We start from the raw sequence: 25,500 nt of genomic DNA, 5'->3' as shown, positions 1-25,500 counted from the left end.
CGCCGAAACGCCGACACACCCCGCCGATCGGAGGTGGACCGCGGGGCTCCACATCGGCCACCTCCTCGCGATCGAGCAGCCCGTCCAGGACCGCATAACCGTCGTTCTCGAAATCCGCCGACGCCGGGAAGCCGATCTCGCCCCACACGGATCGACCCGCTCGAGATGCGGGGCGGGTCCCGAGGTGCGGGTGGGACAGCGACCGATCAGAGTGTGGGTCGGCGACGACATTCCTTGGGAACTCCCATCTTCGGCTAATCGGCGGGTACGGCGACGAGCGGGTAGACCCCGTGCTCGTCATGCACTTCCTGACCGGTGACCGGCGGATTGAACACGCACAGCATGCGCATACGGGTGCGGGTGCGCAGGCGATGCCGCTCATGGCCGTTCAGCAGATACATCGAGCCGGGGCCGAGCTCATAGGTGACGGCGTTGTCGAGATCCTCGAGTGTGCCCGTGCCCTCGACCAGCCAGACCGCCTCGACGTGATTGCGGTAGTGGAATTCGTGCTCGGTATCGGCCTCGATGGTGGTCTCGTGGAAGGAGAAACCCACGCCGTCACCGCCCAGGATGATGCGCTTGCTGCGCCAGCCCGCCTCGGCCACGTCGCGGTCGGTTCCGGTGATCTCCGAGGTGGTGCGCACGATCATTTCAGCACTCCGTCGCAGACGGTGGCCACCGATTCGGCCAGGATGCCCAGGCCGTGTTCGAGCTCGGAATCGGTGATCGTCAGCGGCGGCAGCAGTTTCACCACTTCGTCGCAGGCGCCGGAGGTCTCGGTGAGCAGACCGTGCTCGAAGGCCACCTGGCACACCTTGCCCGCCTGCGAGGGCTCTTCGAAGACCAGACCGTGCACCAGACCGCGACCGCGGGTCGACAGGCCCGGGTAGGCCGAACTCAGCTCGATCAGATTACGGTGCACCAGTTCACCTTTGGCCATGGTCGAGGCGGCCAGCAGGGTGTCGGACCAGTAGTGGTCGAGCGCCACCTGCGCGGTCACGAAGGCCGGATTGTTCCCCCGGAAGGTGCCGTTGTGCTCACCCGGCGCCCACTGGTCGAGTTCGGGCTTCATGAGCACCAGCGCCATCGGAAGACCGTAGCCGCCAATGGATTTCGACAGCGTCACGATATCGGGGGTGATGTCGGCGGCCTCGAAGGAGAAGAACGGCCCGGTGCGCCCGCAACCCATCTGCACATCGTCGACGATCAGCAGAATCTCACGCGCGGCACACAGGTGGGCCAGGCTGCGCAGCCACTCGGGACGCGCGATATTGACACCGCCCTCACCCTGCACGGTCTCCACGATGACCGCGGCGGGCTTGTCCACACCGGAGGAGGCGTCATCGAGGATGGTCTCCATCCAGAGGAAGGGGTCCTCATCGGCGTCGGGCAGGTAGCCGTCATAGGGCATGGGCGTGGCATGCAGCAGCGGCACACCGGCCCCGGCCCGTTTGGCGGCATTGCCGGTGACGGCCAGCGCACCCAGGGTCATACCGTGGAATGCGTTGGTGAAGTTCAGGATTGTGGTCCGCCCGGTCACCTTACGGGCCAGTTTCAGCGCCGCCTCGACCGCGTTCGCACCGGTGGGCCCGGGGAACTGCACCTTGTAGTCCAGGTCGCGCGGAGCCAGGATGGTGCGCTGAATCGTCTCCAGCAGTCGACGTTTGGCGACGGTCGACATATCCAGGCCGTGCGTAATGCCGTCGGCCATAATGTAATCCACCAGCGCCTGCTTGAGCACCGGATTGTTGTGGCCGTAATTCAGTGCGCCCGCACCGGCGAAGAAGTCCAGATAATCGCGGCCCTCCTCATCACGCAGCCAGGCTCCGGAGGCGCTGTCGAATACCGTCGGCCAGGCCCGGCAATAACCGCGCACATTCGATTCGAGTTCTTCGAAGATGGTCATGTCGAGGGTAGTCATCATCCAACCTCCTGGTCGAGGGCTATACGGAACAGATGCTCGGGCTCATGGCCGTCGGGAAAATGGCCGGGATCGAAGAGCCGGCGGCGGGTGAGCCCGGCGCCGTGCCGCCGGGCGAGTGCGCCGAACATCGCGATGGAGGCCGCGTTGTCCGGCGAAACAGTGGTCTCGAGTGCGGAGATGCCCTGTTCGGCGAGACCGTCGAACAGGTAGTCGAGCATGGCCACACCCAGGCCCTTACCGCGATGTTCGGGCTCCACCGCGACCTGCCAGACGAAGAAGGCGTCCGGCTGTTGCGGGCGCAGATAGCCGATGACGAATCCGCCGATCGCGCCGTCGATTTCGGCGACCGCCGAGGTGGCCGCGAAATCCCGGCACCACAGCAGATAGGCATAACTCGAATTGGTGTCGAGGACTCCCGAATTCGCGGCGATCTGCCACAACCGCGCTCCGTCTGCCAAGTCCGGAGTGCGCAGCACCGCCGCATTCCCGCCGCGATTCCAGCGCACCGGTGACAGTACCGGTGGTGGCTCCGGAGTGATTTGTCGAACTAGTGCGTCGAATTTCGTGAATTGGGTCTGCATGACCCTTTCCAGGTTGGCGAACAAACTTTGAGGTCTTCTTTTCGCCACATTACGATCGTGTGACGATCCCGTGTCAGGGAGCGGGGCTGGGCAACCTGATGGCGAATCGCGCACCGCCGCCGGGGCGTTCGCCGCACTCCACTCGGCCACGGTGCGCCGCAACGGTTTCCGCGACCAGGGCCAGGCCGATACCGGTGCCGCTGGCGGCGCGCCGGGCATTGCGGACCGTGGCGAAGCGTTCGAAGATCCGTTCCCGTTCCGCCGCAGGCACTCCGGAACCGGCGTCGTCGACGGTGATCACCACCTCCGGACCGGCGCGAACAGCCGATACCGCCACCACTCCGCAGCCGTGCCGGTTCGCATTGTCGAGCAGATTGCCGATGGCGCGCTCGAGTTCGAGCTTGCGACCGGTGATCATCACCTCACCGCGCACCTCGAGCAGATCGGGCGGGTATGACCGCTCGGCCAGCATATGGGTGAGAAGCTCTGCGGCCGAGAGTAATTCGGTGTCGCCACGGTGCACACCGGCCTCCACCCGGGCCAGTTCGAGCATATCGTCCAGGATGTGCCGCAGATGTTCGAGCTCGGCGCTCACGAATTCGAGTGCGCGGCGCGATCTTTCGGGTAATTCACTCGAATGCCGGTTCAGCACACCGACACTCGTGATGAGCGTGGTCAGCGGGGTGCGGAGTTCATGGCTCACATCGCCGACCAGGCGGCGTTCGCGCTCCACCCGGCGTCGCAGCGAATCCACCATGGTGTTGAACTCCTCCACGGTGGTGGAGAGCCGCCGCCGGGTGAAATAAACCCCTACCGCCACACCGCATATGGCCGCGATGATCGCGACCACCACGGTCGGCATCAACGCTGCGCGTCGAGTCGGTAGCCGAGTCCGCGCACCGTGACCACAATCCGTGGATCCGACGGGTCCTGCTCGATCTTGGTGCGCAGTCGGCGCACGTGGACATCGACAATCCGCTCGTCACCGAAGAACCCGCGATCCCAAATGCGTTCCAGCAGTGCGGTGCGACTCAACACCCGCCCCGGACTCGCGGCCAGTTCGCACAGCACCCGGAATTCGGTAATGGTCAGGTGCAACTCCTCATCGCCGCGGCGGACGGTGCCGCCGTCGGGGGAAAGCAGCAGCGGCGCCTGCGGATCCGCGTCCAGCACCACCTCCTCCGGCGATTCGGACTGCGGCTCGTCCTGGGCGCCGGCCAGGCGCGCACGCCGGCGCAGCGCCCGCATGCGTGCGGTGATCTCCTTGATCTCGAACGGTTTGGTGACGTAATCGTCCGCACCGGCTTCGAGCGCGGCGACCACATCGTGGGTGTCGTCGCGGGCACTCACCACGATGATCGGGACATCATGGTCGCGGCGGACCTCACGGATGCAGGTGAATCCGTCCATCTCGCCGAGCATGAGATCGACGATCATCACATCGGGCACTCCGTGATCGCGCAGATGCTCCAGGGCCGTTTCGGCCTCCTCGGCCTCGGCGACGTCGTACCCCTCGTCCTCCATGGCGAGCCGCAGAGCGCCGCGAACCCGGTCGTCGTCCTCCACGATCATCAGGCTCGCACCCATACCCATCCCTCACCTGCACACGAACGCGGCGGGCCGCGCTCTCCCGATCGTGCGCCCGTGCGGGCACACACGAACACCCCGGGTACCCGGCCGCGGCCCGCTCAAACAGACGAGACGACGATCACACCTGATCGGCCCGCGGCGGGCTCCACCGCAGACTCCGCAGCAATCTCGCTCCCCGGCGCGCGCTGGCGAGGCTCGCCTCGACCACCGCGCGCGTCACGAAATGGCCCAGGGCGGTGGCCACGAAGACCGCCGCGATCAGGATCGGCGCCCACTCCCACGTCAGTGCCAGCACCATGCGCTCGAGGGTGCCCTTGGGCTGCACCACGGGTTCCCAGCTGTTGAGCCGGACCCAGCGGCCCAGGAAAACGCCTATGGCACAGAGGAAATGGATGGCCAGCACGATCGGCGTGCGCCACGCCCCGAATCCGGACCGCTCCAGGAATCCGCGTAGCTCGGCGAGAACCAGGTAGTAGGCGACGAATCCGGAAATGATGAAGACGCCGTACACCGGCAGCACCGTGCTCACCACGGGCCCGTTGCCGATCGCCTTGATGTCATCGCGCAGATGCACCAGATCGGTCACCACGTACGGCGCGTTGGGCAGGAACAACATCATCAGCACCACCCCCGCCCACCACACCGGCGAGACCGGCAAACGCTTGCCCATCTGCGGGTCGGAGCGAAACACCAGCAGCGCCAGCGCAACCGGTATCCATGCCAAGACGGTGTTCCACGTCATCCAGAACAGATCGCGGTGCAATACCCCCGAGAGGCTCGGCGTAACCGCATTTACCAAGTCCATGCATTCATAATGCACGCGGACAGCACAATTCGCCCGGGCGTCGCTGAAAGCGAGACCCGGGCGATTGTCTTTGTCTCAGCTAGGAGAACTTGATCTCGAGGCCGATACCCAGGATCGAGATCAACCAGATCACGCCGAGGAAGATGGTGATGCGGTCGAGATTCTTCTCGACGACCGTGGAACCCGACAGACTGGACTGCACACCACCACCGAACAGGCTCGACAGACCTCCGCCCTTGGCGCGGTGCAACAGCACCAGCAGCACCAGCAGCACGCTGGTGATGATCAGAAGGATGTCGAGGAACATGCGCATGGTCGGTATTGTATGCGGTCGTCAGCGGCACGATCGCATACACCCTGGTCGGTGCGGCAGCTTCCCGGCAAGATCACCGGGACTGGGTGCGGCGCCGCTCGACCGGGGCGTCGTGCGTGGGTGAGAGGTGGCGGCGGACCCGGCTCGGCTGGGTCGCGCCGAAGACCGCGTCCGCGCCCAACGCGGCCAGGACCAGACCGTTGCCGGAGGACGAGAGGTGCAGCCGGTCATGGGCGAGCAGGGGCAGCAGCCGCGTGAGTACATGCCCGTCGGTGCGACCGCGCGCTACGGGTCGCGGGTGGCGTACATGGCGAGCATGTCCTCGATCAGCCGCAGGACGGCATCGTCGATCTCGGGTCGCGGGTAGACGCCGCGGACCACCGCCTCACCCGAGAACAGGTGCAGCACCAGGAAGAAGATCGGCTCTCGGCTCTCGGCCGGATAGGCGTCGAGCAGTCCGGTGCGGTCCAAGGTTGCCACGATTTCGCCGTAGTAGGCCTGCGCGATGGGTTCGATGCGCCGGCGCAGTTCGGCATCCGAACGTGCGGCCAGGAAGATCTCGCGCAGTGCGTGCGAGAGGTGCGACGATTGCGCCGCGCGCAGGAATCGCAGGGCGGTATCGAGGGCATTGTCCTGTGCGCCAAGGCGTTCCATGGTCGAGCGATACGCGTCGAGCTGGCGGCCGAACCCCTCCTGCGTGGTGCGCACGATCAAATCCAGGCGGGTGTCGAACTGGCGGAACATGGCCCCGGCCGAGAGTCCGGCGCGACCGCAGATCTCCTGCACCGTGGAGCGTTGATAGCCGACCTCTCCGATCGCCGCGATGGTGGCGTCGACCAGTTTGGTCACCGTGGCGGTCCGGCGCTCCTGCTGGGTGCGGCGCGGACGCGAAACTTCAGTCACATCGCACCATCCTGCCGTGTGCGCGGGGGGTGACGAATCAGCACCCCGACGTGAGCGTTGACACACTCCATGCCCACGCCCTAGGGTCGGCGGCACAACTTAGATACCAAGCGCTCTCTATTTACTCGGGGGGTGGGCGCTCGGGTGGCGTGGAGGAGTTCGAAATGACAGCGGGGACCCGGGCGACCATCGCCCAAGCCTGCCTGGCCGTGGCAGCCGGATTGACCATGAGCCTGTGCCCGATCGCACCGAATACCGCTGCGGCGGAGCCGGTTACGGTTGATCCAGCACTCCCCTTTCCATTGCCCCCGGCCCCGCCATACCTGGATCCCGTTTTCTACCAACCGGATTCGTCGAAGGTGGCGGCGGCGCGACCCGGTGAGATCCTGGCCGCACGACAGGTGAATCTCGCCAATTTCTGGCTGATTCCGCTCAATGTGAACGCCTGGCAGCTGTCCTATCGCAGCACCGATACCCGGGGTGCGGCGATCGCGGCGGTCGCGACCGTCATCGTCCCGCATCGCCCTGCCCCGAGCGGCGAGCGCGGCCTGCTCTCCTTCCAGTTCGCCGAGGATTCGCTGTCGCAGAATTGCGCGCCGTCCTACACCCTGCAGATGGGGTCGCTGCCCAATCCGCTGAATCCCGTGATCGGCGCGGAGTTCATCGAGGTCCAGGCCATGTTGCAGCGCGGGCACGCCGTGGTCATCCCCGATCACCAGGGACCGAACGCCGCCTACGCGGTCGGCCCACTCGGCGGTCGCATCACCCTCGACGGCATTCGCGCCGCGGAGAATTTCGAGCCCGCCGCCCTGACCGGCGCGGCCACCCGTGTCACGATGTGGGGGTATTCGGGCGGGGCCATTCCCACCGCGCACGCCGCGGAACTCGCTCCCGAGTACGCTCCCGAACTGAATATCGTCGGCTCCGCCACGGGCGGCCTGATGGCCGATATCCGCATGGCCGTCGACTACAACAACGGCACCTCCACCTTCGGCGGGGCGGTCCTGGGCGGGCTGTTCGGCGTCGCCCGCGAGTACCCCGAGGTCAACCGGTTCATCGAGCAGCATATGAATCCGCTCGGCAAGGCCGTCCGCCTGGTACACGAAAACCAATGCGTGGCACTACAATTCGCGGGGTTCCCGTTCATCGACATCAAGGGCCTGTTCGACTATCCGGGCGACCCCATGCGCTCGCCCGAAATGCAGCCGGTGCTGGACGAACTCAGCCTCGGCCGCCGCGGCACCCCGGCCGCGCCCGTCTACCTCTACGAGGCCCCGCTCGACGAGGTGATGCCGATCAACGCGGTCAACAACCTCTACGACACCTACTGCCAGGACCCGAACGCCAGCGTCGCCTACACCCGGGACCTGCTCTCCGAACACGGCGTCGCCGCCGTCTCCGGCACGGCCAGCGCGGTCCTGTGGCTCGATGCCCGCCTCAATGGCGTTGCCGCCCAACCGGGTTGCCATCAACGTGACGTCCCCACCGAATTCCTGGACCCGGGCGCGCTCGCGGCCTTCGTCCAGGCGATCGGCGGAACCCTCGCGTCGGCACTCGGCATGCCGGTGTGAGGTCCGTACGATCGGCTACATGTCAGCAACTCGCAGGTGGTGTGCGCTGCTCGCCGTGACGGTGGGGGCGGTGGCCGGGTGCACGAATTCGCAGCAGGCCGGCGATCAGCCGACGGAGACGCCGATGGGACGGTCGTTCGTATCCACCGGGGTCGAGGGGACCGGGATTCCGGGTGGCGGGCCGTTGACGCTGCAGTTCCGGGACGGGCGGGTGTCCGCGAACGCGGGCTGCAATACCGCGACCGGGCCGGTTACCCTGGACGGCGGGGTTCTGAAGGTCGGTGAGCTGGCCAGCACCATGATGGGCTGCCCGGGCGAGAACGCGGGCGCGGACGAGTGGGCGCTCGGGGTGCTGCGCTCCTCGCCGACCTGGAAGCTCAGCGGCTCGGATCTGACCATCACCGGTAATGGCAGCACGGTGACGCTGCTCGATCGCAAGGTCGCGAATCCGGACAAGCCGATGGTCGGGACGCCGTGGATCGTCGACTCGCTGGTGCGCAATGACGCGGTCGAGCGGTCGCGGACCCTGGACGAGGTGCGCCCGACGCTCACCATCGCACCGGACGGATCGGTCTCGGGTACCGCGGGCTGCAACACCATGACCGGGCGCGCCGAGATCAGCGGCTCCGAGATCAGCTTCCAGATCGCCACCACCAAGATGATGTGCGATCCGCAGGTGATGGATGTGGAGCGGGCGGTGCTGACGGCTCTGGACGGAAAGGTCACGGCCACAGTCGATGCCACTACGCTGAGCCTGAAGAACACCGGCAACGGGACGGGACTGAAACTGCACGCGGAGTAGCGCGGGGCGTCGAAATCGTCGTCGCCGGGCGGTATCCGAGCGGTACCGTCCGGCGATGCATACCAGGTACCTCAATGTGGTGGATGTGGAAGCCACCTGCTGGCGCGGGCCGAACCCGCCCGGCCAACCGATGGAGATCATCGAGATCGGGCTCTGCGTCCTGGATACCGAGGCCCGTGAACGCGTATACCGAGGCCCGTGAACGCGTGGCCGAACACAGCATTCTGGTGCGCCCGGAGCGCTCGACGGTCAGCGAATTCTGCACCGAACTGACCACCCTCACCCCGGAGTTGGTGGCCACCGGCATCTCCTTCGCCGAGGCGTGCGCGCTGCTGCGGACCGAATTCCACGCCGATTCCAGACCGTGGGCCAGTTGGGGCGCGTACGACCGTCAGCAGTTCGAACGACAGTGTGCCGCAACCGAAGTCCCCTACCCTTTCGGCTCGAGGCACACCAATGCCAAACTCGCGTTCTCGGCCTCGCGCGGCACCGGGCACCGCTTCGGTATGGCGGGCGCGCTGAAGGCGGCGGAGCTGCCGCTCGAGGGGACCCATCATCGCGGCGGGGATGACGCCTGGAATATCGCGGCCTTGATCATCGACATGATGCGGCGGGGCGACTGGCCCGAATAGCTCGCACACCGCTGCCGGCCGCGCCACAATCGAGGGAGTGCCGCGACCAGCCGACCCGACTGGAGTTGCGCCGGACCTGCGCTTTTCGCATCTAGTGTGATGCCCGGCGGACGCGACATATGGGACATACGGGAGAGGGTGGGTCGCATCAACGAGCGGGAGGCCGAAGTCGATGGATGGTTTCGCGCGGAAGTCGCGGCCACGAGACCGGGAGCGGCTCGGCCACAACAGGAATCGCTCACGCCGGGGAGTCGGCTGACCGGGACGCAGGGCCTGGAACTGTTCGAGGCGCAGGCCACCTCGCGGCAGCTGGATCTGGCGGCGCGGCAGCTCGCGCGCGAGGGGCGCGGGTACTACAGCATCGGCTCCTCGGGACATGAGGGGAATGCGGCGGTGGCGGCGGCGCTGCGGGTGGACGATCCGGCGCTGCTGCACTATCGCTCGGGGGCGTTCTTCGTCCAGCGGGCCCGGCGGGTCGCGGGGCTGGATCCGATCAGGGATGTGCTGCTGGGGGTGGTGGCGGCGGTCGCCGATCCGATTTCCGGTGGGCGGCACAAGGTTTTCGGCAGCAAGGCCGCGAATATCATTCCGCAGACCTCCACCATCGCCTCGCATCTGCCGCGCGCGGTGGGGCTGGCCTTCGCGCTCGAACGCGCCATGCAGCTGAAGGTGGCCTGCGAATGGCCTTCGGACGCGGTGGTGGTGTGCAGTTTCGGCGATGCCTCGGCCAATCACTCGACGGCGGTGGGTGCGATCAATACCGCCGTGCACACCGCGCAGCTGGGCGTGCCCATGCCATTGCTGTTCGTGTGCGAGGACAATGGCATCGGGATCAGCGTGCCGACCCCGCGCGGATGGATCGAGCAGGCGTACGGTGCACGACCCGGACTGCGCTGGTTCGACACCGACGGCTCGGACCTCGCGGAGACCTTCGCCACCGCTCAGGAGGCGGCGAATTGGGTTCGCGCGCACCGCAAACCGGCATTCCTGCGAATGCGGACCGTGCGACTGCTCGGCCATGCCGGATCCGATGTCGAGACCGCGTATCGCCGCCCCGCCGATTTGGCGAGCGATCTGCACGGCGATCCGGTGACCCGCACCGCACGGTTGCTGATCACCGCGGGCTTCGCCACACCCGGCGAGATCCTGCGCCGGTACAGCGATATCGGGGCGCGCGTCACCGCGACGGCCGAAAGCGTCTGGGGCGAAGCGAAACTCACCTCCGCGAGCGCGATCATGGCCCCGATCGCGCCGTCCCGGCCGAGCGTGGTGCGCACCGACGCCCTGCGCACCAGCGGCACGGCCTCGGCGATCCCCGGCTCGGCCGCCGTCAATGCCACCGGCACAGCGGCCGCGATCTCCACCGGCGCGGTGGCCACCAACTCCACCAGCTCGGTCACCCTCGGGTCCTCGGGCTCGGTCACCATCGGCTCCACGGGATCCGGCACCGGCGGATCCACCGGCTCCGGCGGAGGCGGCCTTACCGGCTCGGTCACCGTCGGTACCACCGGCTCGGGCACGGTCGGCTCGACGGGATCCACGACCCATGGGTCGACCAGATCGACCGGAGGTGGTCTCACCGGACCGGCACCCGGCAGCTCCCCGGGATCCACCAGCGTCGGCTCCTCCGGCTCGGGCGCGGGCGGTCTCACGCGATCGGCACCCGGCAGCTCCTCGAGATCCGCCCCCGTCGGCTCCTCCGGCCCGGACGCGGGCGGTCTCACCGGATCGGTCGCCATCGGCTCGGGATCCGGGGCCGCCGGCTCGACCGGCTCCGGCGGGGGCGCTCTCACCGGATCGGTCCCCGTTGGGGCCACGGGTTCGGGCGGTCGCACCGGGTCGAGCGCGGTCGACCGCGGCGAATCGGGTGTGGGCGGCTCGGCCGTCAGCGGCTCCGCGCGGTCGGCCGCCTCCGCATCGGGGAGCCCTCGGGCGATCGCGCCGAAGTACGCCGCTGCGGGTCAACCGGTTTCGGGGGCGAATTCGGCGAGTGCCGCCGGAACTCCGATGACGTTGGCGCAGGCCGTCAATCACACGCTCGGGCAGCTGCTGAGCCGCGATGCGGATGTGCTGGTGTTCGGTGAGGATGTCGGGCGCAAGGGCGGGGTGTACGGCGTCACCAAGGGTTTGCAGCAGACCTTCGGCGTGCGAAGGGTTTTCGACACACTCCTGGATGAACAGAGCGTGCTCGGCACCGCCCTGGGCTCCGCGCTGGCCGGATTCGTCCCGATTCCGGAGATCCAGTACCTGGCCTACGTACACAATGCCGAGGATCAACTGCGCGGCGAGGCGGCGACGCTGTCCTTCTTCTCCAATGGGCAGTACCGCAATCCGCTGGTGGTGCGCATCGCCGGATACGCCTATCAGAAGGGCTTCGGCGGACACTTTCACAATGACAATTCCATTGCGGCACTGCGGGATATCCCCGGTCTGGTGATCGCCACGCCATCCCGCGCCGACGATGCCGCCGCCATGCTGCGCACCTGTGTCTCCGCCGCGCGGGTGGACGGGCGGGTCTGCGTCTACCTGGAGCCGATCGCGCTCTATCACACGCGTGATCTGCACCGCCCCGGCGACGGCGGCTGGCTGGCCCCGGCGGACGCGGTGCGTCATATCGAGATCGGCCAGGCCCGCGTGCACGGCACCGGAACGCATTTGACGATCGTCAGTTTCGCCAATGGCGTGCCGATGAGTCTGCGGGTGGCGCGGCGGCTGGCCGAGCGCGGCGTGCACGCGCGGGTCGTGGATCTGCGCTGGCTCGCGCCGCTGCCGGTCGATGATCTGCTGGACAACGCGCGCGCGACCGGTCGCGTGCTCATCGCCGATGAAACCCGCCGCAGTGGAGGCGTTTCCGAGGCGGTGTGCACCGCGCTGCTGGATGCCGGATTCGACGGGCGCATTGCCCGGGTCACCAGTGAGGACAGTTTCATCCCTTTGGGCCCGGCCGCGAATTCCGTTCTGCTGGACGAGGATCGGATCGAGGCGGCGGCGGACAAACTGCTCGCCGCGCTCTGATTTCCCTCGACGGAGGTTTGGCGACGAGCAGAGCAGGCCCGATGAGGGGTGGTCCCCCGTCCGCTCGTCGCCGACGCCGGTCCGGTCGGCGCCCCTGTGCCGATGAGGGGGCGGCACAAGCTGTTATCTACTATCTCCGTACGTAGATAGTATTACCGGACGAGCATCGCCCGGCGCAATAGCCCAAGCACGAAAGTAAGGGTTCCCTCAGGTTTTCTACGTAGACTCGGGCCGGTCAACGGGAGGAGTTCGATGCGGGCGGCTGGACGGCAGATGGCCCGATGAGCATTTCCGCATGTCTGGCCCTCTACGGATTCGCGGTCGCCGTCCTCGCACCGCGACTGCTGCGCCGAGTTGGACATGTGGGCGCGACGCCCCGGGTGGCGCTCGCCGCCTGGCTCGCATCAATGGCCTCGACGGTGCTCGCCTGGGCCGTCGCGCTCATTATTCTGATTCTCGATCTCGCGACCCACCGGGTGTCAACCGTCCCGCAGCGCTTCATGGACAGCTGCCTGCTGCACCTGCACGATGCGGCGATCGGGCGGTACGGCATGCCGGTGCAGGCGGGGCTCCTGCTGCTGTCCGGCTTCTCCGCGCTCGCGGCCGGGCTGGTGGCGACCCGGCTCGCCCAGACGCTATTGCGGGCACGGCGCATCACCCATGAGCACGCGCGGATGGCGCGATTGGCCGGGCGGCACCACGCCCGCTTGAACGCGGTCGTCCTCGATGTCGATCAACCCGCCGCGTATTGCGTTGCGGGCAAACCACATACGGTCGTGGTCAGTCGCGGCGTGCTGCGCGCGCTCACCGACGATCATCTCGATGCCGTGCTCAGTCATGAACGCGCGCACCTCGAGGGCAGGCATCATCTGGTGCTCGCCCTCACCCGCGGCTTGGCCACGGTCATGCCGCGAATCGACCTGTTCACCGTGGGCGCGGCCGAGGTGGCCCGGCTGCTGGAGATGATCGCCGACGATGCCGCGGCCCGAATTCACGGCCGCGGCACCGTACTTCAGGCGCTGCTCACCCTCTCCGGCATTGCCGAGGGGCCGGTCGGCACGCTCGGCAATGCCGGAGAGGTCGGGCTCACGGCGCGAGTCGAGCGTCTGGCCGTACCCGCCGCGCCCGCACTGCGGCTGCGCGCCAGATTGGCGCTCATCACCGCCGCCGCGTCGGCGGCGCTGATTCCGCTGGCCTCGGTGATCGCGGCGGCAATCGGTCTGATGGTCTGCACTCCGATCGAGTGAGCGCCCGATCCTGCGCGTACAGCGCCGCGGTCGCCACCGCGCCGATGAGAATGAGCCCGATCCACACCGCGCGATCCGCACCGGCCGCACGGGCCGCGCCCACCACCGCGCCGGTGGCCAGATTGCCGATCAGGATGCCGATGCCCACCACCGTGTTGTAGAAGCCGTAATGGGTTGCGACCAGGCGATTCTCGGACAGCGAGACGACGGTGTCCATTTCGAACGGGAATACCGCCGCCGAACCGACCGCCAAGAGCGCGGCTGCGATCAGCAGAGCCGCAACGGCGGCGACCGGGCCGAATCCGCCTGTGCCGGGCACGATCACGAGCGGCAGGAACGCCAGGGCGAGCATCGCCATTCCGGCCACCAGGCTGCGACTCGTTCCCCATCGCCGACGGAGCCACGCGGTGATACGCAGCTGTCCCGCCACCGCCACCACGCCCGAGATGACGAACAGTGCGGACGTCACCACCTGTGCGCGATCCCCGGCGATGTAGTCCGCCTGCAACGGCAGCGCCAGATACACCTGGAACGACAGCACATAGGAGCCCGTCATGGCCAGGGCGAAGTACCGGAATCGGCGATTACCGATCACCGTCCGCCAGTCCTGCATGATCGAGGTCTCGGTCGTCGGCGCGGCTCGGCGGGCGGGCAGGGCGAAGAGCTGCGCCACCGTCAGCGCGGCGAAGACGAGCGCCGCCACCCCCGCGGTGACGCGAAACTCCAAGGCCATCAGGGCGAGTCCGACCAGTGGTCCCGCGAGAATGCCCGCCTGATAGAAGACGTTGAAGACCGCGAACGCCTCCACCCGTCGCTCCCCCGCATCCGCGGCGAGATACGCGCGCACCGCCGGATTGAACAGTGCTCCGGCGAATCCCGTTGCCGCCGAAGCGATCAGTAGCGCGGGCACTGAGGTGGCGAAGGCCAGCAGCCCGAATCCCGCTGTGCGCAGCAGACATCCGGCCACGATCAACGGTTTGTATCCGAGCCGATCGGCCAGGGTGCCGCCGAGCAGGAACATGCCCTGCTGGGAGAAATTGCGCACCCCGAGGACCAGACCGACCGCCCAAGCCGCCAAACCCAGTGGCCCGGCGAGGTATCCGGCCAGATAGGGCATCAGCATGTAGAAGCCCAGGTTGATGCCGAACTGATTGACCATGAGCAGTTGAGCCGCGGTATCGAAGCCGCGGAATTTCGCGAGGATGCTCACCGGGCGGGCTCCGGGGTGAATTCGCTGGGATCCAGCACGGTTTCGCAGCGCGTCCAGGACCGCACCTGTCGTTGCGTCGGATACGCCAGGGTATCCGGCTCGGCGGGTGGCGCGGTCAACAGGCCGTGCTCGGCACAGTAGGCGTCGTTGTACACGGTGTCGAAGTAGCGGTGCGGACCATCGGGGAAGACCGCCGCCACCGTGCGATCCGGGCCGGATACCCGCGCCGCCCAGCCCGCCACCAGGGCGACCGCGCCCACACTCCAGCCGCCACTGGCGTGATAGCCCGCGGCCAGGGTGCGGCAGGCCCAGACGGCCTCGGCCGGTGCGATCCAATGGACTTCGGCGAAGGCGGCGTAATCCACATTGCGCGGATAGATGCTCGAGCCCAGGCCGCGCATGAGCCGCGGCCCGGCGGCCTGCCCGAAAATGGTGGAGGCCACGGTATCCACGCCGATGAGTCGCAGCGCCGGATTGAATCGCCGCAGTACCCGCGCGACACCGGCGGAGTGCCCGCCGGTGCCCACCGCGCACACCAGGACGTCGATGACGCCGAGTTGCTCGATGAGTTCCAGGGCCAGCGATTCGTAGCCGTCGACATTGTCGGGATTGCTGTACTGGTCCGGGCACCAGGAATCCGGTTCCGCCGCAAGCAATTCGGCGACGCGGTCACGCCGCGCCTGCTGCCAGCCGCCGATCGGATGCGGTGCGGCCACCAAATCCACCCGCGCGCCGTACGCGGTGAGCATGCGGGCGACGATCGGTTCCAGTCCCGGATCGGTCACCACCGTCACCGGATGGCGATAGACGAGCCCCGCCAGTGCCAGACCGAGTCCCAAGGTGCCACTGGTGGATTCGATGATCCGTGCGCCCGGTACGAGATCGCCGCGCTGTTCGGCGCAGCACACCATATGCAGGGCGGGCCGATCCTTCATCCCACCGGGGTTGCAGCCCTCGAGCTTGGCCCAGAAGCCGGATCCGGCGGGCGCGAAGGGTTCCCCGACCCACAGCACCGGGGTATTGCCCACCAGGGCGCGCGGTTGCCGGGCCACGCCGGGCGCGGACACCACCTGTTCGTCGACCATCGCGGCGAGCTTGCCGAGCGTGATCTTGTCCATGACTGTCGCTTTCGGTATCGAGCCGCCGACCGGCGGCAGGACGAGTGCGGGCAGCGAACACCGGCCGGTGGCGAATACACATCGGCCTGGCGCTGACCGATCAGCGTCGGGCGATACACAAGCGCGTCAACAGCATTCGGCCGCTGACGGTGGGGAGCGGGCACGATGGCGGGCCGCGTCCGGGATGCGCGCCGATGATCGGCGCGGAGGTGAGCACGGCGTGCGCGAGCGCGTTCAGCGACAGCGACGGTGCGTGGATGCCCTCCGGGGTGACCGCGAGCAGACCCTCCGGGCAGTGCTGGTGATGCGGGGAGCAGTCGACGAATTCCCCTACCGCGCGGCGGGGTTCGAGGGCAGCGGCGGCGATGGAATCGAGCGGGGCGTTCGCCGTATCCGGTGCGGGTTCACCCCGCTGCGCGCTGCTCCCGGCTACGGCGTGACTGTGCCGGTCCGCATGCGAGAGCGTGCATTCGGCGAGCATCGCGAACAGCAGCAGGATGGCGCCCAGCAATCCGATCAGCATGGCCGGTGACCATCGCCGCACCTGCCGCACGCCACCTCCCCCGTCGAATCCGATTGACCGGGCGTCGTTTTCGCTCGATCATGCCCGGTGTGGCGACATGATTGACATCGCCTCGAAACAATCTACTATCTCCGTACGTACTTAGTTGAAACCAGATACGCGAGTCGATGCACGGCAGATGAATTCGAAGCGAAACGATGGGGGACGAAACTATGCGCGCTTGCCCCGGGTGAGTTTGCGCAGGGCGGCGCGCAGGCCCTCGGACTCCTCGGCGCTCATCTGCTCGACGAAATGCGCGAGCACCAGATCGGAGCGGCCACCGCTGCCCAGCGCCTCGCACATGAGGCGGGCGCTGTACTCCTCGCGGCTCAGGGTGGGCCAGTAGGCGTACGCCTTGCCGACGCGCTCACGCTCGAGCCAGCCCTTGCGATGCAGGTTGTCCATGGTGGACATGACGGTGGTGTAGGCGATATCGCGTTCGCCGGCCAGGCCGTCGAACACCTCTCGGACGGTGGTCTTCTCGGCGCGGTCCCAGATCCGTTCGATCACGACCGCTTCCAATTCGCCGAAGCCTCGCGCACCCATGGGTCTCATCTCCTCATCCGGTCCGCAGCGTATGCCCTCACATACGTTCTACGTACGTAGACAGTAGTATGGTGCACCCGGCGTGCGCCCGGCGCAACCGGAGCCGAATCCGGGGCCCGCGCGTCAGTCGACGATGCGGTGCCCGGCCTCGCGCAGCACCGTGGACGCCTCCTCCAGGCGATGATCCGGCACCAGCACCAGATCGGCATGGTAGGTCGAGGCCACGAACACCGGAATGGCCGATTCGGCCAGCGGGCCCACCAGCGCGGCCAGCATGCCCGGTTGATCCACGCCGTGCGCGCTGTCGCCGTAGATGCCCTTCCAGCGCTCACCCTCGGCCCAGCCCGGGGCCTCACGAATTACGGTGAGCCCCTCCGGCGCTCGCACCAGCGCGATCCAGTCGTCATCCTCCGGGAAGGTCGAGTTCGGCAGATGCTCCACCACAAACTGTGACGGGACGATGCGCAGGCGCTGGCGGGCGGTCATGTACGCATCGTAGAGGCGGGCACCGACCGGCCCCGTCCGCGCCGGAGTCGGGCTTCAGCGCGCGAGTCCGGTGCGGTGCGCGTAGGCGATGGCCTGACCGCGATCACGGACGCCGAGTTTGCCGAACAGGGAGTTGATATGGCTCTTGACGGTGCTCACGCCGATGAACAGTTCGCGGGCGATCTCGGAGTTGTTGCGCCCCTGGGCCATCAGGCGCAGCACGTCGAGTTCGCGATCGGTGAGATCGGCGGTGGCCGCGGCGGGCGCCTCCAGACCGGCGACCAGGCGCGCGCCGACATCGGCGGCGAGGGTGGTGTGACCGCTGGCGACCGAGCGAATGGCGGCGGCGATCTCGGCGCGACCGGCGTCCTTGGTGAGATAGCCGCGGGCCCCGGCGCGCAGCGCACCGGCGATGGAGGCGTCATCGGCATAGGTGGTGAGCACCAGCACGGCCGTGGCCGGATGCGCCGCGGTGAGTGTCGCGGTCGCGGTGACGCCGTCGATACCGGGCATCCGCAGATCCATGAGGATTACCCGCGGGGCCAGGCGGCGCACCAGCTCGACCGCCTCCGCGCCGTCGCGGGCCTCGCCCACCACCTCGACATCGGGGAGCAGGGACAGCACCGTGGCCAGGCCGTCCCGCACGGTGGTCTGATCATCGGCGACCACCACCGTGATCATCTGCGCGGCACTCGAATTCGCACCGTCCATCGACCGTCCTCCTTCCCCGCCGTCACCGTGCCGCCGACCGCCGCGATCCGTTCCCGCATACCGAGCAGGCCCGCGCCCGCTCCGGACCGAGCCAGCGAACCGATATGCGGCACAACCTGATTCGACACCCGGAACTCGATATCGTCGGCCTCGTCGTGCCGGACGAGCGTAACCGGCTGTCCGGGCGCGTGTTTGCGGGCATTGGTCAGCGCCTCCTGCACCGCACGCGCCAGCGCCACCGCCACCTGCTCGCTCACCGAACGCTCGGGGGTCGGACCGCTCTGTTCGAGCGCGACCTCCGCTCGGTCGCCGATATCGGGTGAATTCGTCTCGGTGCGCAGGTCCACCGCCCCACCGGCGGCTCGATGTTCGGTGGTGAGCCGGTGCAGTTCGGCGTCGAGATCGAACTCCGCGGAGCGCAGTGCCCCGACCACCCGGCGGGCATCGGCCAGGCCCGAAACCGCCAGGGCGTGTGAGGCTTTCACCCGTTCGGCGGCCTTGTCGACCGCACCGGCCTCGAGCAGGGCGTCGGCGGCGTCGAGTTGCAGCACCAGACCGCCGAGGGTGTGCGCGAGGACATCGTGGATATCGCGGGCGATGCGGCCGCGTTCGGCCAGCGCGGCGGCGCGATCCCGCTCGATGCGAATCACCCGGCTCTGCTCCAGCAGCAGGCGATCCTGTTCCGCGGTGATGCGGGTCTGTCGCCGGTTCCAGCCCATCAGGGCGACCAGGCCCGCCACCCCGAACAGGCCGAGGAATCCGGTCGCGGTGGATCCGGCCAGCGTGGCGGAGAGGAACATTCCCGCCGTGGTCACGGCCGCCACCGTGAGTCCGAACCAGAACGGGTCGCTCATGACCGCGATGGCGAAAACGATCACCACCAGCGCCGTCATCATCGATCCGGTGAGCTGTACGGCGGTGATACCGCCGCCGACCGCCATGGCACACAGGCAGTTTCGCTCCGCGCGGGCGGCGGGCGGTGCCACCACCCAGCCCGCCCAGCCGATCCAGGACACCACCGCGGCGATCAGCACCCATGGCTCGTGCAGCGCCGGCGCATGCCACGAGGTCACGATCACCGCGATCAGCCCGACCAGGCGGAACAGCCTGGTCAGGCGAGTCGGGGGCGTACCGATCAGCATCGGGTTCAGTCTGCCGCAACCAGCCGCGGCTGTCCGGCACGACCGGCCAGCACCACGCCGCGGCCCGCGCGATTCAAGGCCGGCATGAGCAGGATCGCCCCCACCGAGGCGACCACCTCGGCACCGGCGTGCTTCGCCCCGATATCCACGCCGATCCGCACGGCGAGCAGGACCAGCCACAGCAGCGAACCCAGCAGACCGGTCCGCGCCTGCCACCCGCTCTCGGCCCGGCGCACCTGAGACAGCGCACCCATGGCTAGTCCGACCGCGATACTCAGCGCCGCGGAGATGACGAGCAGCACCACGGCCACCGCACCGATCCCCGCCGCCGGAATCGCCGACCGCAACCGCACGAATCCGATGACGCCGAGAATGATCGGCCCGCGCCAGATCCGATTCGGGTCCAGGTCCTGCCAGCGGGTCTGCCGGTACACGAACCATCCGACCACCAGCAGGACGAGGACGACCTCGACAACCGTGTTCTGCGAATTCATGTTTCGAGCGTCGGCGAATCCGGAGCTCGATCCCACCACCCCGGGGTGGAGCACGGGTGGAAATCCACCGATTTAGTAGAGGCGCCAAGGCGCTGCTGCCACCGGAGCGGCCGTATCCGCTCGACGCGGAGTTGGCGCGGCGGGTCCGGCGCGGGCTGATCCGCGATCACGCAGGTAATGGCGCAGGGGTCTGCCCGGCGTTTGCCTGCGTCATTACGCGCACCTCGGTCGAGCGGTTTCGGGGACGGGGCGGGGTGGCGGGCACTACTCTCCGAAACACTTCGATTTCACATGCTCTACGTCGGGTCGCCGGCGCGTCCTCGGCATTGCCGCGGGTATCCGCGCGGGTCCACCGAAAGGATTCGCGTTCATGCGTAAAACCCTGTGGGTCAATGGTATTGCCCTCACCGCTGCCGCCCTGATGAGTGCGGCGGGGCCCGCGTCGGCCACCGTCGCGGATTCGATGGGATATGACTCCACCTTCAAGGTCGGCGTCGATATCAAGCCGGGCGTGTACACCACGACCACCGCCGCGACCGTCTGCGCGTGGGCTCGGCTCTCGGCCATCACCGAGGATCTCAGCGCGGTGCTCGAGAGTGGTGGAGCGATCAACGGAAAGGTCACCGTTGAGATCAAGCCGGGTGATATCGCCTTCTTCACCACCGGGTGCGGCACCTGGAAATTGCGGACCACCACCTCCATCAATACCGGGTCCGGCGGTAGCGGTTCCGGTGGCAGCGGTTCGGGCACCGGGTCGTCCTAGTCGTCTCCGCCCGGTGTCCACCCCCGGGTGGACACCGGTCGTGCCGAGGGTGGTGGTCGAGCGGGCGGACCGGTAGCACGCTGGAAATATGGTCATCATTCATGCACTGCCCGCGGCCGCGCTGGTGAGTCTGCAAGTGGTCGGGATCGTTTGGCTCGTCACCGCCGTCTGGTTCGCGGCGCGGCGGGCGGGCTCGGTGCGCGACAAGCTCTGGTATTTCGCGCGCACCCTGCTCCCCGAGCTGCGGATGCTGCTCGGACTCGCCGTACTCATCGCCGTCGTGGATCTGCTGCCCACCGCGATCCGGGAGGCGATGACCTGGAGCAATCCGGCGCTGGCCGAGGCCGGTTCGGTGCTCGTGATCGTCTCGGCGGCGCTCATGGTGTGGGCGCGCCTGGCCCTGGGCACCATGTGGGCCGGGCGCCCGATGATCCAGCGAGAGCACGAATTGCGTACCGGCGGGCCGTATCGGGTGGTGCGGCATCCGATCTACACCGGCATCCTCGGGGCCGTGACCGGGCTCACGCTCCTGGCCGGCTTCGGGGCCAGCGTGGTCACCTTCGCCTTCGTACTGGGATGGCTGCTGTGGCGGGTGCGCGAGGAGGATCGCATCCTCGTCGCGACGTTCGGGGACCGCTACCGGAGCTATCAGCAGGAGGTCGGCGCGCTGATCCCCATCCCGCGCCGCGACCAGCTGCGGCCGCGATCCGAACTGCGGAAAAGCCCACCGTCGCAACCGATATAGACAATGCCGGGCGCACCGGGTTCGAAGGCGATGGCGTGCTGATCGACCGGGCCGCCCTCGGGTTCGGCGCCGATTTCCATCCAGGTCCATCCGCTGCCGCGGCGGTCACCGCGATGGACGTTGATGGCGCCGGCGTAGATCTGATTGGCATTATCGGGCGCGACCGCCAGGAACCAGTCGTACCAGGATTGCGCGGTGCGCACGCCGGGCGGGAGTTGCTGTGCGCTCCAGGCGTTTCGGGCACGCCGCCACAGGTAGGCGGTCGGATTGCCGTCGGTGTCGAAGGGTTCGCCGGTGCCCCAGGCGTAGGCGATGGCGGGATCGCTCGGCGCGGTCGCCACTGCCAGCCGGGTGAATCGGGACGGCGCTCCTTGGAGCCGTATGCGCCGGAAAGTCCCTGCGGCATAGTCGGATTGCCAGACCCCGTCCGAGCTGGCCGCCAAGATCTCCTCGCGGCCCAGCGCCATCGACCAGGTGCACTCCGAGCGCCGCCGGACCCACGTCGAACCCGAATCATCGGAGGTGTACATCCCACCGGTGGTGGCCGCCAACAGCCGTCCGGAATCCCGCGGGTCGACCAGCAGCTGATAAAACCCTTGCCCCACAAAGGGATCCGAACAGCGAACCGACCAGGTGGCACCGCCGTCCGCCGAGGCGAGCACCCCCGCCCCGAGAAAGAACCAGCAATCGCCCTCCCCCGTCCCGCAATACACCGTCCCCGGCCGACCCGGATCGAACGCCAGCGCCCCCACCGCCAACGCCGAAGCACTCCCGGTACAGGCCCGCCAACTCTCCCCCCGATCCCAACTCCCCCAGACCCCACCATTACCCGCCCCCACCAGCACATGCGCCGCATCCTCCGGATCCACCGCCACCGCCGAAACCCGCCCGGCCGCCGGATCCCACCCCGCCTCCCGCAACACCCGCACCAACCGCAGCACCGACTCCCCACCCGGCACCCCCGCACCCCCGAATTCCCCTCCACCATCATCGGGTCCATCGAAGTAGGCCATCGGCCCTCCCACCGAATACGGAATGATGCACGCAGCCTATAGACGCCCGCCCCCGTTGTCGGCCGTTCCGGCCGGTTACTCGAAATCCGTTCCGTCCGAGGCGCACTCGAGTCCGCGATCGATCGCACGAGCTAGGACAAAAAGGCCGAAGACGACAAAAAGGCCGGACATCCCTTCGGATGTCCGGCCTTTCGCGTAATGCCGGTTACGGCAGGGGGCCGCCGGCGGCTATAGCTGAGAGGGTGGCGAATTCGTCGCCCTTCAGGGAGGCGCCGCCTACGAGGGCTCCGTCGATGTCGGTTTGGCCGACGAGTTCGCCTACGTTCTTGGCGTTGACCGAGCCGCCGTAGAGGACGCGGACGCCCGCTGCCACTTCGGGATTCGCCAGGTCGGCGAGTTCCTTGCGGATGGCGCCGCAGACTTCCTGGGCGTCGGCGGGGGTGGCGACCTTGCCGGTGCCGATGGCCCAGACGGGCTCGTAGGCGATGACGACCTTGGCGATCTCCTCGGCGGTCAGGCCCTTCAACGAACCGCGCAACTGCTCGAGGTTGTACTGGACATGGGTCTTGGACTCGCGGACGCCCAGGCCCTCACCGATGCAGACGATCGGGGTGATGCCGTATTTGAGCGCCTGCTTGGCCTTGGCCAGGACCGTCGCGTCGTCCTCCAGGTGGTACTGACGACGCTCGGAGTGGCCCACCACGACGTAGGTGCAGCCCAGCTTGGCCAGCATGGAACCGCTGATCTCGCCGGTGTAGGCGCCCTCGTCGTGGGTCGAGACGTCCTGTGCGCCATAGGTGAGCAGCAGCCGGTCGCCCTCGACGAGGGTCTGCACGCTGCGCAGGTCGGTGAACGGCGGGATCACCGTGACATCGACCTTGGCGAAGTACTTCTCGGGCAGGGCGAAAGCGATCTTCTGCACCAGGGCGATGGCCTCGAGGTGATTGAGGTTCATCTTCCAGTTGCCGGCGATCAAAGGCTTACGTGCCATGACTCAGTCCTCCAGAACCGAAAGGCCGGGAAGTTCCTTGCCCTCCAGGTATTCCAGCGACGCACCGCCACCGGTGGAGATATGCGAGAAACCGTCCTGCGGCAGACCGAGCGAACGCACGGCCGCGGCCGAATCGCCGCCGCCGACCACCGTGAACGCACCCTTACCGGTGGCGACCGCGATCGCCTCGGCCACACCGCGGGTACCGGCCGCGAACTTCTCGAACTCGAACACGCCCATGGGCCCGTTCCAGAACACCGTCTTGGCCTCGGTCAGCAGCGCGCCGAACCGATCGGTGGACTCCGGACCGATGTCCAGGCCCATCCAGCCTTCGGGAATCTCGTTGGCGGGCACCACCTTCGACTCCGCGTCGGCCGCGAACTTGTCGGCGACGACGATATCGCGCGGCAGGTGGATCACATCGGCGTACTTGTCGAGCAGATCCTTGCAGGTGTCGATCATCTCTTCCTGCAGCAGCGAACCGCCGACCGGAAGTCCTTGCGCCGCAAGGAAGGTGAAGCACATACCGCCGCCGATGACCAGCGTGTCCACCTTCGGCGCGAGCGCCTCGATGACAGCCAGCTTGTCCGAGACCTTGGATCCGCCGAGCACGACCGCGTACGGACGCTCGGAGTTCTCGGTGAGCTTGCGCAACACCTCGGTCTCGGCGGCCACGAGCTGACCCGCGTAATGCGGGAGCACCTTGGCCACGTCGTAGACCGACGCCTGCTTGCGATGCACCACACCGAAACCGTCGGAGACGAACGCGCCGTCATCGCCGACCAGCTCGACCAGCGCCGCGGCCAGCTTGGCCCGCTGCGCATCGTCCTTGCTGGTCTCGCGCGGATCGAAGCGAATGTTCTCCAGCAGCAGCACATCACCGTCGGTCAGGCCCTCGGAGCGCGCGAGCGCGTCCTGGCCGACGACATCACCGGCGAGCTGCACATTGCGGCCCAGCTCCTCGGCCAGCCGCGCGGCGACGGGAGCCAGCGACAGCTTCGGATCCGGCTCACCCTTGGGGCGACCCAGATGCGCGGTCACGACCACCTTCGCGCCCGCCTCGGCGAGCGCCTTGATGGTCGGAGCGGACGCGATGATCCGGCCCGGGTCGGTGATGGCACCGTTGTCGAGGGGCACGTTCAGGTCGGAGCGCACGAGCACGCCCCGACCCTCGACACCCTCGTTCAGCAGATCTGCGAGTGTCTTGATCGCCATCGTGCTCAGAGCGACTTGCCGACGAGACCGATGAGGTCGGCCAGACGGTTGGAGTAGCCCCACTCGTTGTCGTACCAGCCGACAACCTTCACCTGATCGTCGATGACCTTGGTCAGCGGCGCGTCGTAGATGCAGGAGTGCGGGTCGGTGACGATATCGCTCGACACGATCGGGTCCACGTTGTACTTCAGGAAGCCCTTGAGCGCGCCCTCGGCGGCGGCCTGGTACGCGGCGTTGATCGCCTCGATCGAGGCCGACTTGGACAGCGTCACGGTGAGGTCGGTGACCGAGCCCGTCGGGACCGGAACGCGCAGCGCGTAGCCGTCCAGCTTGCCCAGCAGCTCGGGCAGCACCAGGCCGATGGCCTTGGCCGCACCGGTGCCGGTCGGCACGATGTTCAGGGCCGCCGCGCGCGCACGACGCAGGTCGGCATGCGGGGCGTCCTGCAGGTTCTGGTCCTGGGTGTACGCGTGGATGGTGGTCATCAGACCACGCTCGATGCCGAAGTTGTCGTTCAGCACCTTCGCCAGCGGGCCAAGGCAGTTCGTGGTGCACGAGGCGTTCGAGATGATGTTCTGCGAACCGTCGTACTTGTCGTCGTTGACGCCCATCACGATGGTGATGTCCTCACCCTTGGCGGGCGCGGAGATGATGACCTTCTTGGCGCCGGCGGCGAGGTGCCCCTTGGCCTTGGTCGCATCGGTGAAGATACCGGTGGACTCGACGACCACGTCGACACCCAGATCGCCCCACGGCAGCGCCGACGGGCCTTCCTTGATGGCCAGGGCCTTGATACGCATATCGCCGACCACGATGGTGTCATCGCCGTCCAGCGAGACATCCTGCGGCAAACGGCCGAGGATCGAGTCGTACTTGAGCAGGGTCGCCAGCGTCGCATTGTCGGTGAGGTCGTTGACCGCGACGATTTCGATGTCAGTGGTACCGAGCGCCTTCTGCGCTTCGACGGCCCTGAAGAAGTTGCGTCCGATACGACCGAAGCCGTTGATGCCTACCCGGACAGTCACGTTATCGCTCCTCAGCTTTCAAGCGGATCGTTTCCCTTGTGGTACTCACCCTAACGTCGTCACGGAAACATCACGGACACACCCCGGCAGATGTGC

At 67.6% G+C, this 25,500-nt stretch carries 28 protein-coding genes; 8 read left to right on the top strand and 20 right to left on the bottom strand.

What is annotated here, in order from left to right; genetic code table 11:
* Nucleotides 1-254: 254 nt before the first annotated feature.
* The 8 genes from NA10_RS06260 to NA10_RS06225 all read right to left on the bottom strand — a co-directional run bounded on the left by NA10_RS06260 (nt 255) and on the right by NA10_RS06225 (nt 6,116).
* Nucleotides 255-650, bottom strand: a complete 396-nt coding sequence (locus NA10_RS06260) for an ectoine synthase (protein WP_067564554.1) — start codon at nt 648-650, stop codon at nt 255-257.
* Entirely contained in the window at nt 647-1,921 is a 1,275-nt protein-coding gene (ectB, locus tag NA10_RS06255; protein WP_067564552.1) for a diaminobutyrate--2-oxoglutarate transaminase, read from the bottom strand. The genes NA10_RS06260 and ectB overlap by 4 nt, the downstream gene beginning before the upstream one ends.
* A complete protein-coding gene (gene ectA, locus NA10_RS06250) occupies nt 1,921-2,505 on the bottom strand; it encodes a diaminobutyrate acetyltransferase (RefSeq protein ID WP_084514364.1) in 585 nt (194 codons plus the stop codon). Before ectA ends, ectB begins: the two co-directional genes overlap by 1 nt.
* A gap of 73 nt (nt 2,506-2,578) precedes the next feature.
* A complete protein-coding gene (locus NA10_RS06245; protein ID WP_067564551.1) occupies nt 2,579-3,367 on the bottom strand; it encodes a sensor histidine kinase in 789 nt (262 codons plus the stop codon).
* Nucleotides 3,367-4,092, bottom strand: coding sequence for a response regulator (locus NA10_RS06240; RefSeq protein WP_067564875.1), 726 nt, complete (start codon nt 4,090-4,092; stop codon nt 3,367-3,369). The genes NA10_RS06245 and NA10_RS06240 overlap by 1 nt, the downstream gene beginning before the upstream one ends.
* A gap of 121 nt (nt 4,093-4,213) precedes the next feature.
* Complete coding sequence (locus NA10_RS06235; protein WP_067564873.1) at nt 4,214-4,900, bottom strand: DUF1361 domain-containing protein; 687 nt, start codon at nt 4,898-4,900, stop codon at nt 4,214-4,216.
* 79 nt (nt 4,901-4,979) lie between these two features.
* On the bottom strand, nt 4,980-5,213 hold the full coding sequence (secG, locus tag NA10_RS06230) for a preprotein translocase subunit SecG (RefSeq protein WP_067564549.1): 234 nt from the start codon (nt 5,211-5,213) through the stop codon (nt 4,980-4,982).
* A gap of 285 nt (nt 5,214-5,498) precedes the next feature.
* Complete coding sequence (locus NA10_RS06225) at nt 5,499-6,116, bottom strand: TetR/AcrR family transcriptional regulator (protein ID WP_067564547.1); 618 nt, start codon at nt 6,114-6,116, stop codon at nt 5,499-5,501.
* A 164-nt stretch (nt 6,117-6,280) separates the two neighbouring features.
* Between NA10_RS06225 and NA10_RS06220 the strand changes: the two genes are divergently transcribed.
* The 6 genes from NA10_RS06220 (at nt 6,281) to NA10_RS06195 (ending at nt 13,383) form a co-directional block, all read left to right on the top strand.
* Nucleotides 6,281-7,687 (top strand): lipase family protein, encoded by a 1,407-nt coding sequence (locus NA10_RS06220; RefSeq protein WP_067564546.1) that lies wholly within the window; start codon nt 6,281-6,283, stop codon nt 7,685-7,687.
* 19 nt (nt 7,688-7,706) lie between these two features.
* Nucleotides 7,707-8,489: an META domain-containing protein gene (locus tag NA10_RS06215; protein ID WP_067564544.1), complete on the top strand. Its 783-nt coding sequence runs from the start codon at nt 7,707-7,709 to the stop codon at nt 8,487-8,489.
* Between the two features lie 55 nt (nt 8,490-8,544).
* Entirely contained in the window at nt 8,545-8,691 is a 147-nt protein-coding gene (locus NA10_RS38095) for a 3'-5' exonuclease family protein (protein ID WP_218021462.1), read from the top strand.
* The gene (locus tag NA10_RS06210) at nt 8,666-9,121 is read left to right on the top strand and encodes a 3'-5' exonuclease (RefSeq protein WP_218021461.1); all 456 of its coding nucleotides are present in this window, start codon (nt 8,666-8,668) and stop codon (nt 9,119-9,121) included. The genes NA10_RS38095 and NA10_RS06210 overlap by 26 nt, the downstream gene beginning before the upstream one ends.
* Before the next feature lie 138 nt (nt 9,122-9,259).
* Nucleotides 9,260-12,136 carry a thiamine pyrophosphate-dependent enzyme gene (locus NA10_RS38505; RefSeq protein WP_373862341.1) on the top strand — a complete coding sequence of 959 codons (2,877 nt, stop codon included), beginning with the start codon at nt 9,260-9,262 and terminating at the stop codon, nt 12,134-12,136.
* A 281-nt stretch (nt 12,137-12,417) separates the two neighbouring features.
* Nucleotides 12,418-13,383, top strand: a complete 966-nt coding sequence (locus tag NA10_RS06195; RefSeq protein ID WP_067564542.1) for a M56 family metallopeptidase — start codon at nt 12,418-12,420, stop codon at nt 13,381-13,383.
* Here NA10_RS06195 and NA10_RS06190 read toward each other — a convergent pair.
* From NA10_RS06190 to NA10_RS37485, 8 genes are all read right to left on the bottom strand, one after another.
* Nucleotides 13,295-14,593, bottom strand: a complete 1,299-nt coding sequence (locus tag NA10_RS06190) for an MFS transporter (protein WP_373862340.1) — start codon at nt 14,591-14,593, stop codon at nt 13,295-13,297. The two genes, NA10_RS06195 and NA10_RS06190, sit on opposite strands and share 89 nt — an antisense overlap.
* Complete coding sequence (locus NA10_RS06185) at nt 14,590-15,678, bottom strand: PLP-dependent cysteine synthase family protein (RefSeq protein WP_281180154.1); 1,089 nt, start codon at nt 15,676-15,678, stop codon at nt 14,590-14,592. The genes NA10_RS06190 and NA10_RS06185 overlap by 4 nt, the downstream gene beginning before the upstream one ends.
* Before the next feature lie 133 nt (nt 15,679-15,811).
* Entirely contained in the window at nt 15,812-16,264 is a 453-nt protein-coding gene (gene lpqS / locus NA10_RS06180; RefSeq protein ID WP_067564540.1) for a putative copper homeostasis (lipo)protein LpqS, read from the bottom strand.
* 180 nt (nt 16,265-16,444) lie between these two features.
* On the bottom strand, nt 16,445-16,819 hold the full coding sequence (locus tag NA10_RS06175) for a BlaI/MecI/CopY family transcriptional regulator (RefSeq protein WP_067564538.1): 375 nt from the start codon (nt 16,817-16,819) through the stop codon (nt 16,445-16,447).
* 123 nt (nt 16,820-16,942) lie between these two features.
* Nucleotides 16,943-17,305, bottom strand: coding sequence for an ACT domain-containing protein (locus tag NA10_RS06170; RefSeq protein WP_067564536.1), 363 nt, complete (start codon nt 17,303-17,305; stop codon nt 16,943-16,945).
* Between the two features lie 54 nt (nt 17,306-17,359).
* A complete protein-coding gene (locus NA10_RS06165) occupies nt 17,360-18,016 on the bottom strand; it encodes a response regulator (RefSeq protein ID WP_245677059.1) in 657 nt (218 codons plus the stop codon).
* Nucleotides 17,983-19,158, bottom strand: a complete 1,176-nt coding sequence (locus NA10_RS06160) for a sensor histidine kinase (RefSeq protein WP_067564531.1) — start codon at nt 19,156-19,158, stop codon at nt 17,983-17,985. Before NA10_RS06160 ends, NA10_RS06165 begins: the two co-directional genes overlap by 34 nt.
* Nucleotides 19,159-19,163: 5 nt before the next feature.
* Entirely contained in the window at nt 19,164-19,652 is a 489-nt protein-coding gene (locus tag NA10_RS37485) for a hypothetical protein (RefSeq protein ID WP_067564870.1), read from the bottom strand.
* Nucleotides 19,653-20,022: 370 nt separating this feature from the next.
* Between NA10_RS37485 and NA10_RS06150 the strand changes: the two genes are divergently transcribed.
* Together NA10_RS06150 and NA10_RS06145 are read left to right on the top strand one after the other, a co-directional pair.
* Nucleotides 20,023-20,415, top strand: a complete 393-nt coding sequence (locus NA10_RS06150) for an Rv1352/Rv1906c domain-containing protein (protein ID WP_067564530.1) — start codon at nt 20,023-20,025, stop codon at nt 20,413-20,415.
* 88 nt (nt 20,416-20,503) lie between these two features.
* Entirely contained in the window at nt 20,504-21,160 is a 657-nt protein-coding gene (locus NA10_RS06145; RefSeq protein WP_067564528.1) for a methyltransferase family protein, read from the top strand.
* On the opposite strand, the gene NA10_RS36450 is transcribed toward NA10_RS06145, so the two are convergent.
* The 4 genes from NA10_RS36450 to gap all read right to left on the bottom strand — a co-directional run bounded on the left by NA10_RS36450 (nt 21,064) and on the right by gap (nt 25,404).
* Nucleotides 21,064-22,173 (bottom strand): beta propeller repeat protein, encoded by a 1,110-nt coding sequence (locus NA10_RS36450; protein ID WP_067564526.1) that lies wholly within the window; start codon nt 22,171-22,173, stop codon nt 21,064-21,066. The two genes, NA10_RS06145 and NA10_RS36450, sit on opposite strands and share 97 nt — an antisense overlap.
* Nucleotides 22,174-22,378: 205 nt before the next feature.
* Nucleotides 22,379-23,164 (bottom strand): triose-phosphate isomerase, encoded by a 786-nt coding sequence (gene tpiA / locus NA10_RS06135; RefSeq protein ID WP_067564524.1) that lies wholly within the window; start codon nt 23,162-23,164, stop codon nt 22,379-22,381.
* A gap of 3 nt (nt 23,165-23,167) precedes the next feature.
* Complete coding sequence (locus NA10_RS06130; RefSeq protein WP_067564523.1) at nt 23,168-24,379, bottom strand: phosphoglycerate kinase; 1,212 nt, start codon at nt 24,377-24,379, stop codon at nt 23,168-23,170.
* 5 nt (nt 24,380-24,384) lie between these two features.
* On the bottom strand, nt 24,385-25,404 hold the full coding sequence (gene gap, locus NA10_RS06125; protein WP_067564521.1) for a type I glyceraldehyde-3-phosphate dehydrogenase: 1,020 nt from the start codon (nt 25,402-25,404) through the stop codon (nt 24,385-24,387).
* Nucleotides 25,405-25,500 lie beyond the last annotated feature (96 nt).

It is taken from the genome of Nocardia acidivorans NBRC 108247 (assembly GCF_001625085.1).
In the GTDB taxonomy this organism is placed as follows: domain Bacteria; phylum Actinomycetota; class Actinomycetes; order Mycobacteriales; family Mycobacteriaceae; genus Nocardia; species Nocardia acidivorans.
The sequence above is the reverse complement of the archived record's forward strand: the minus strand, read 5'-3'. Positions and strand labels throughout refer to the sequence as shown.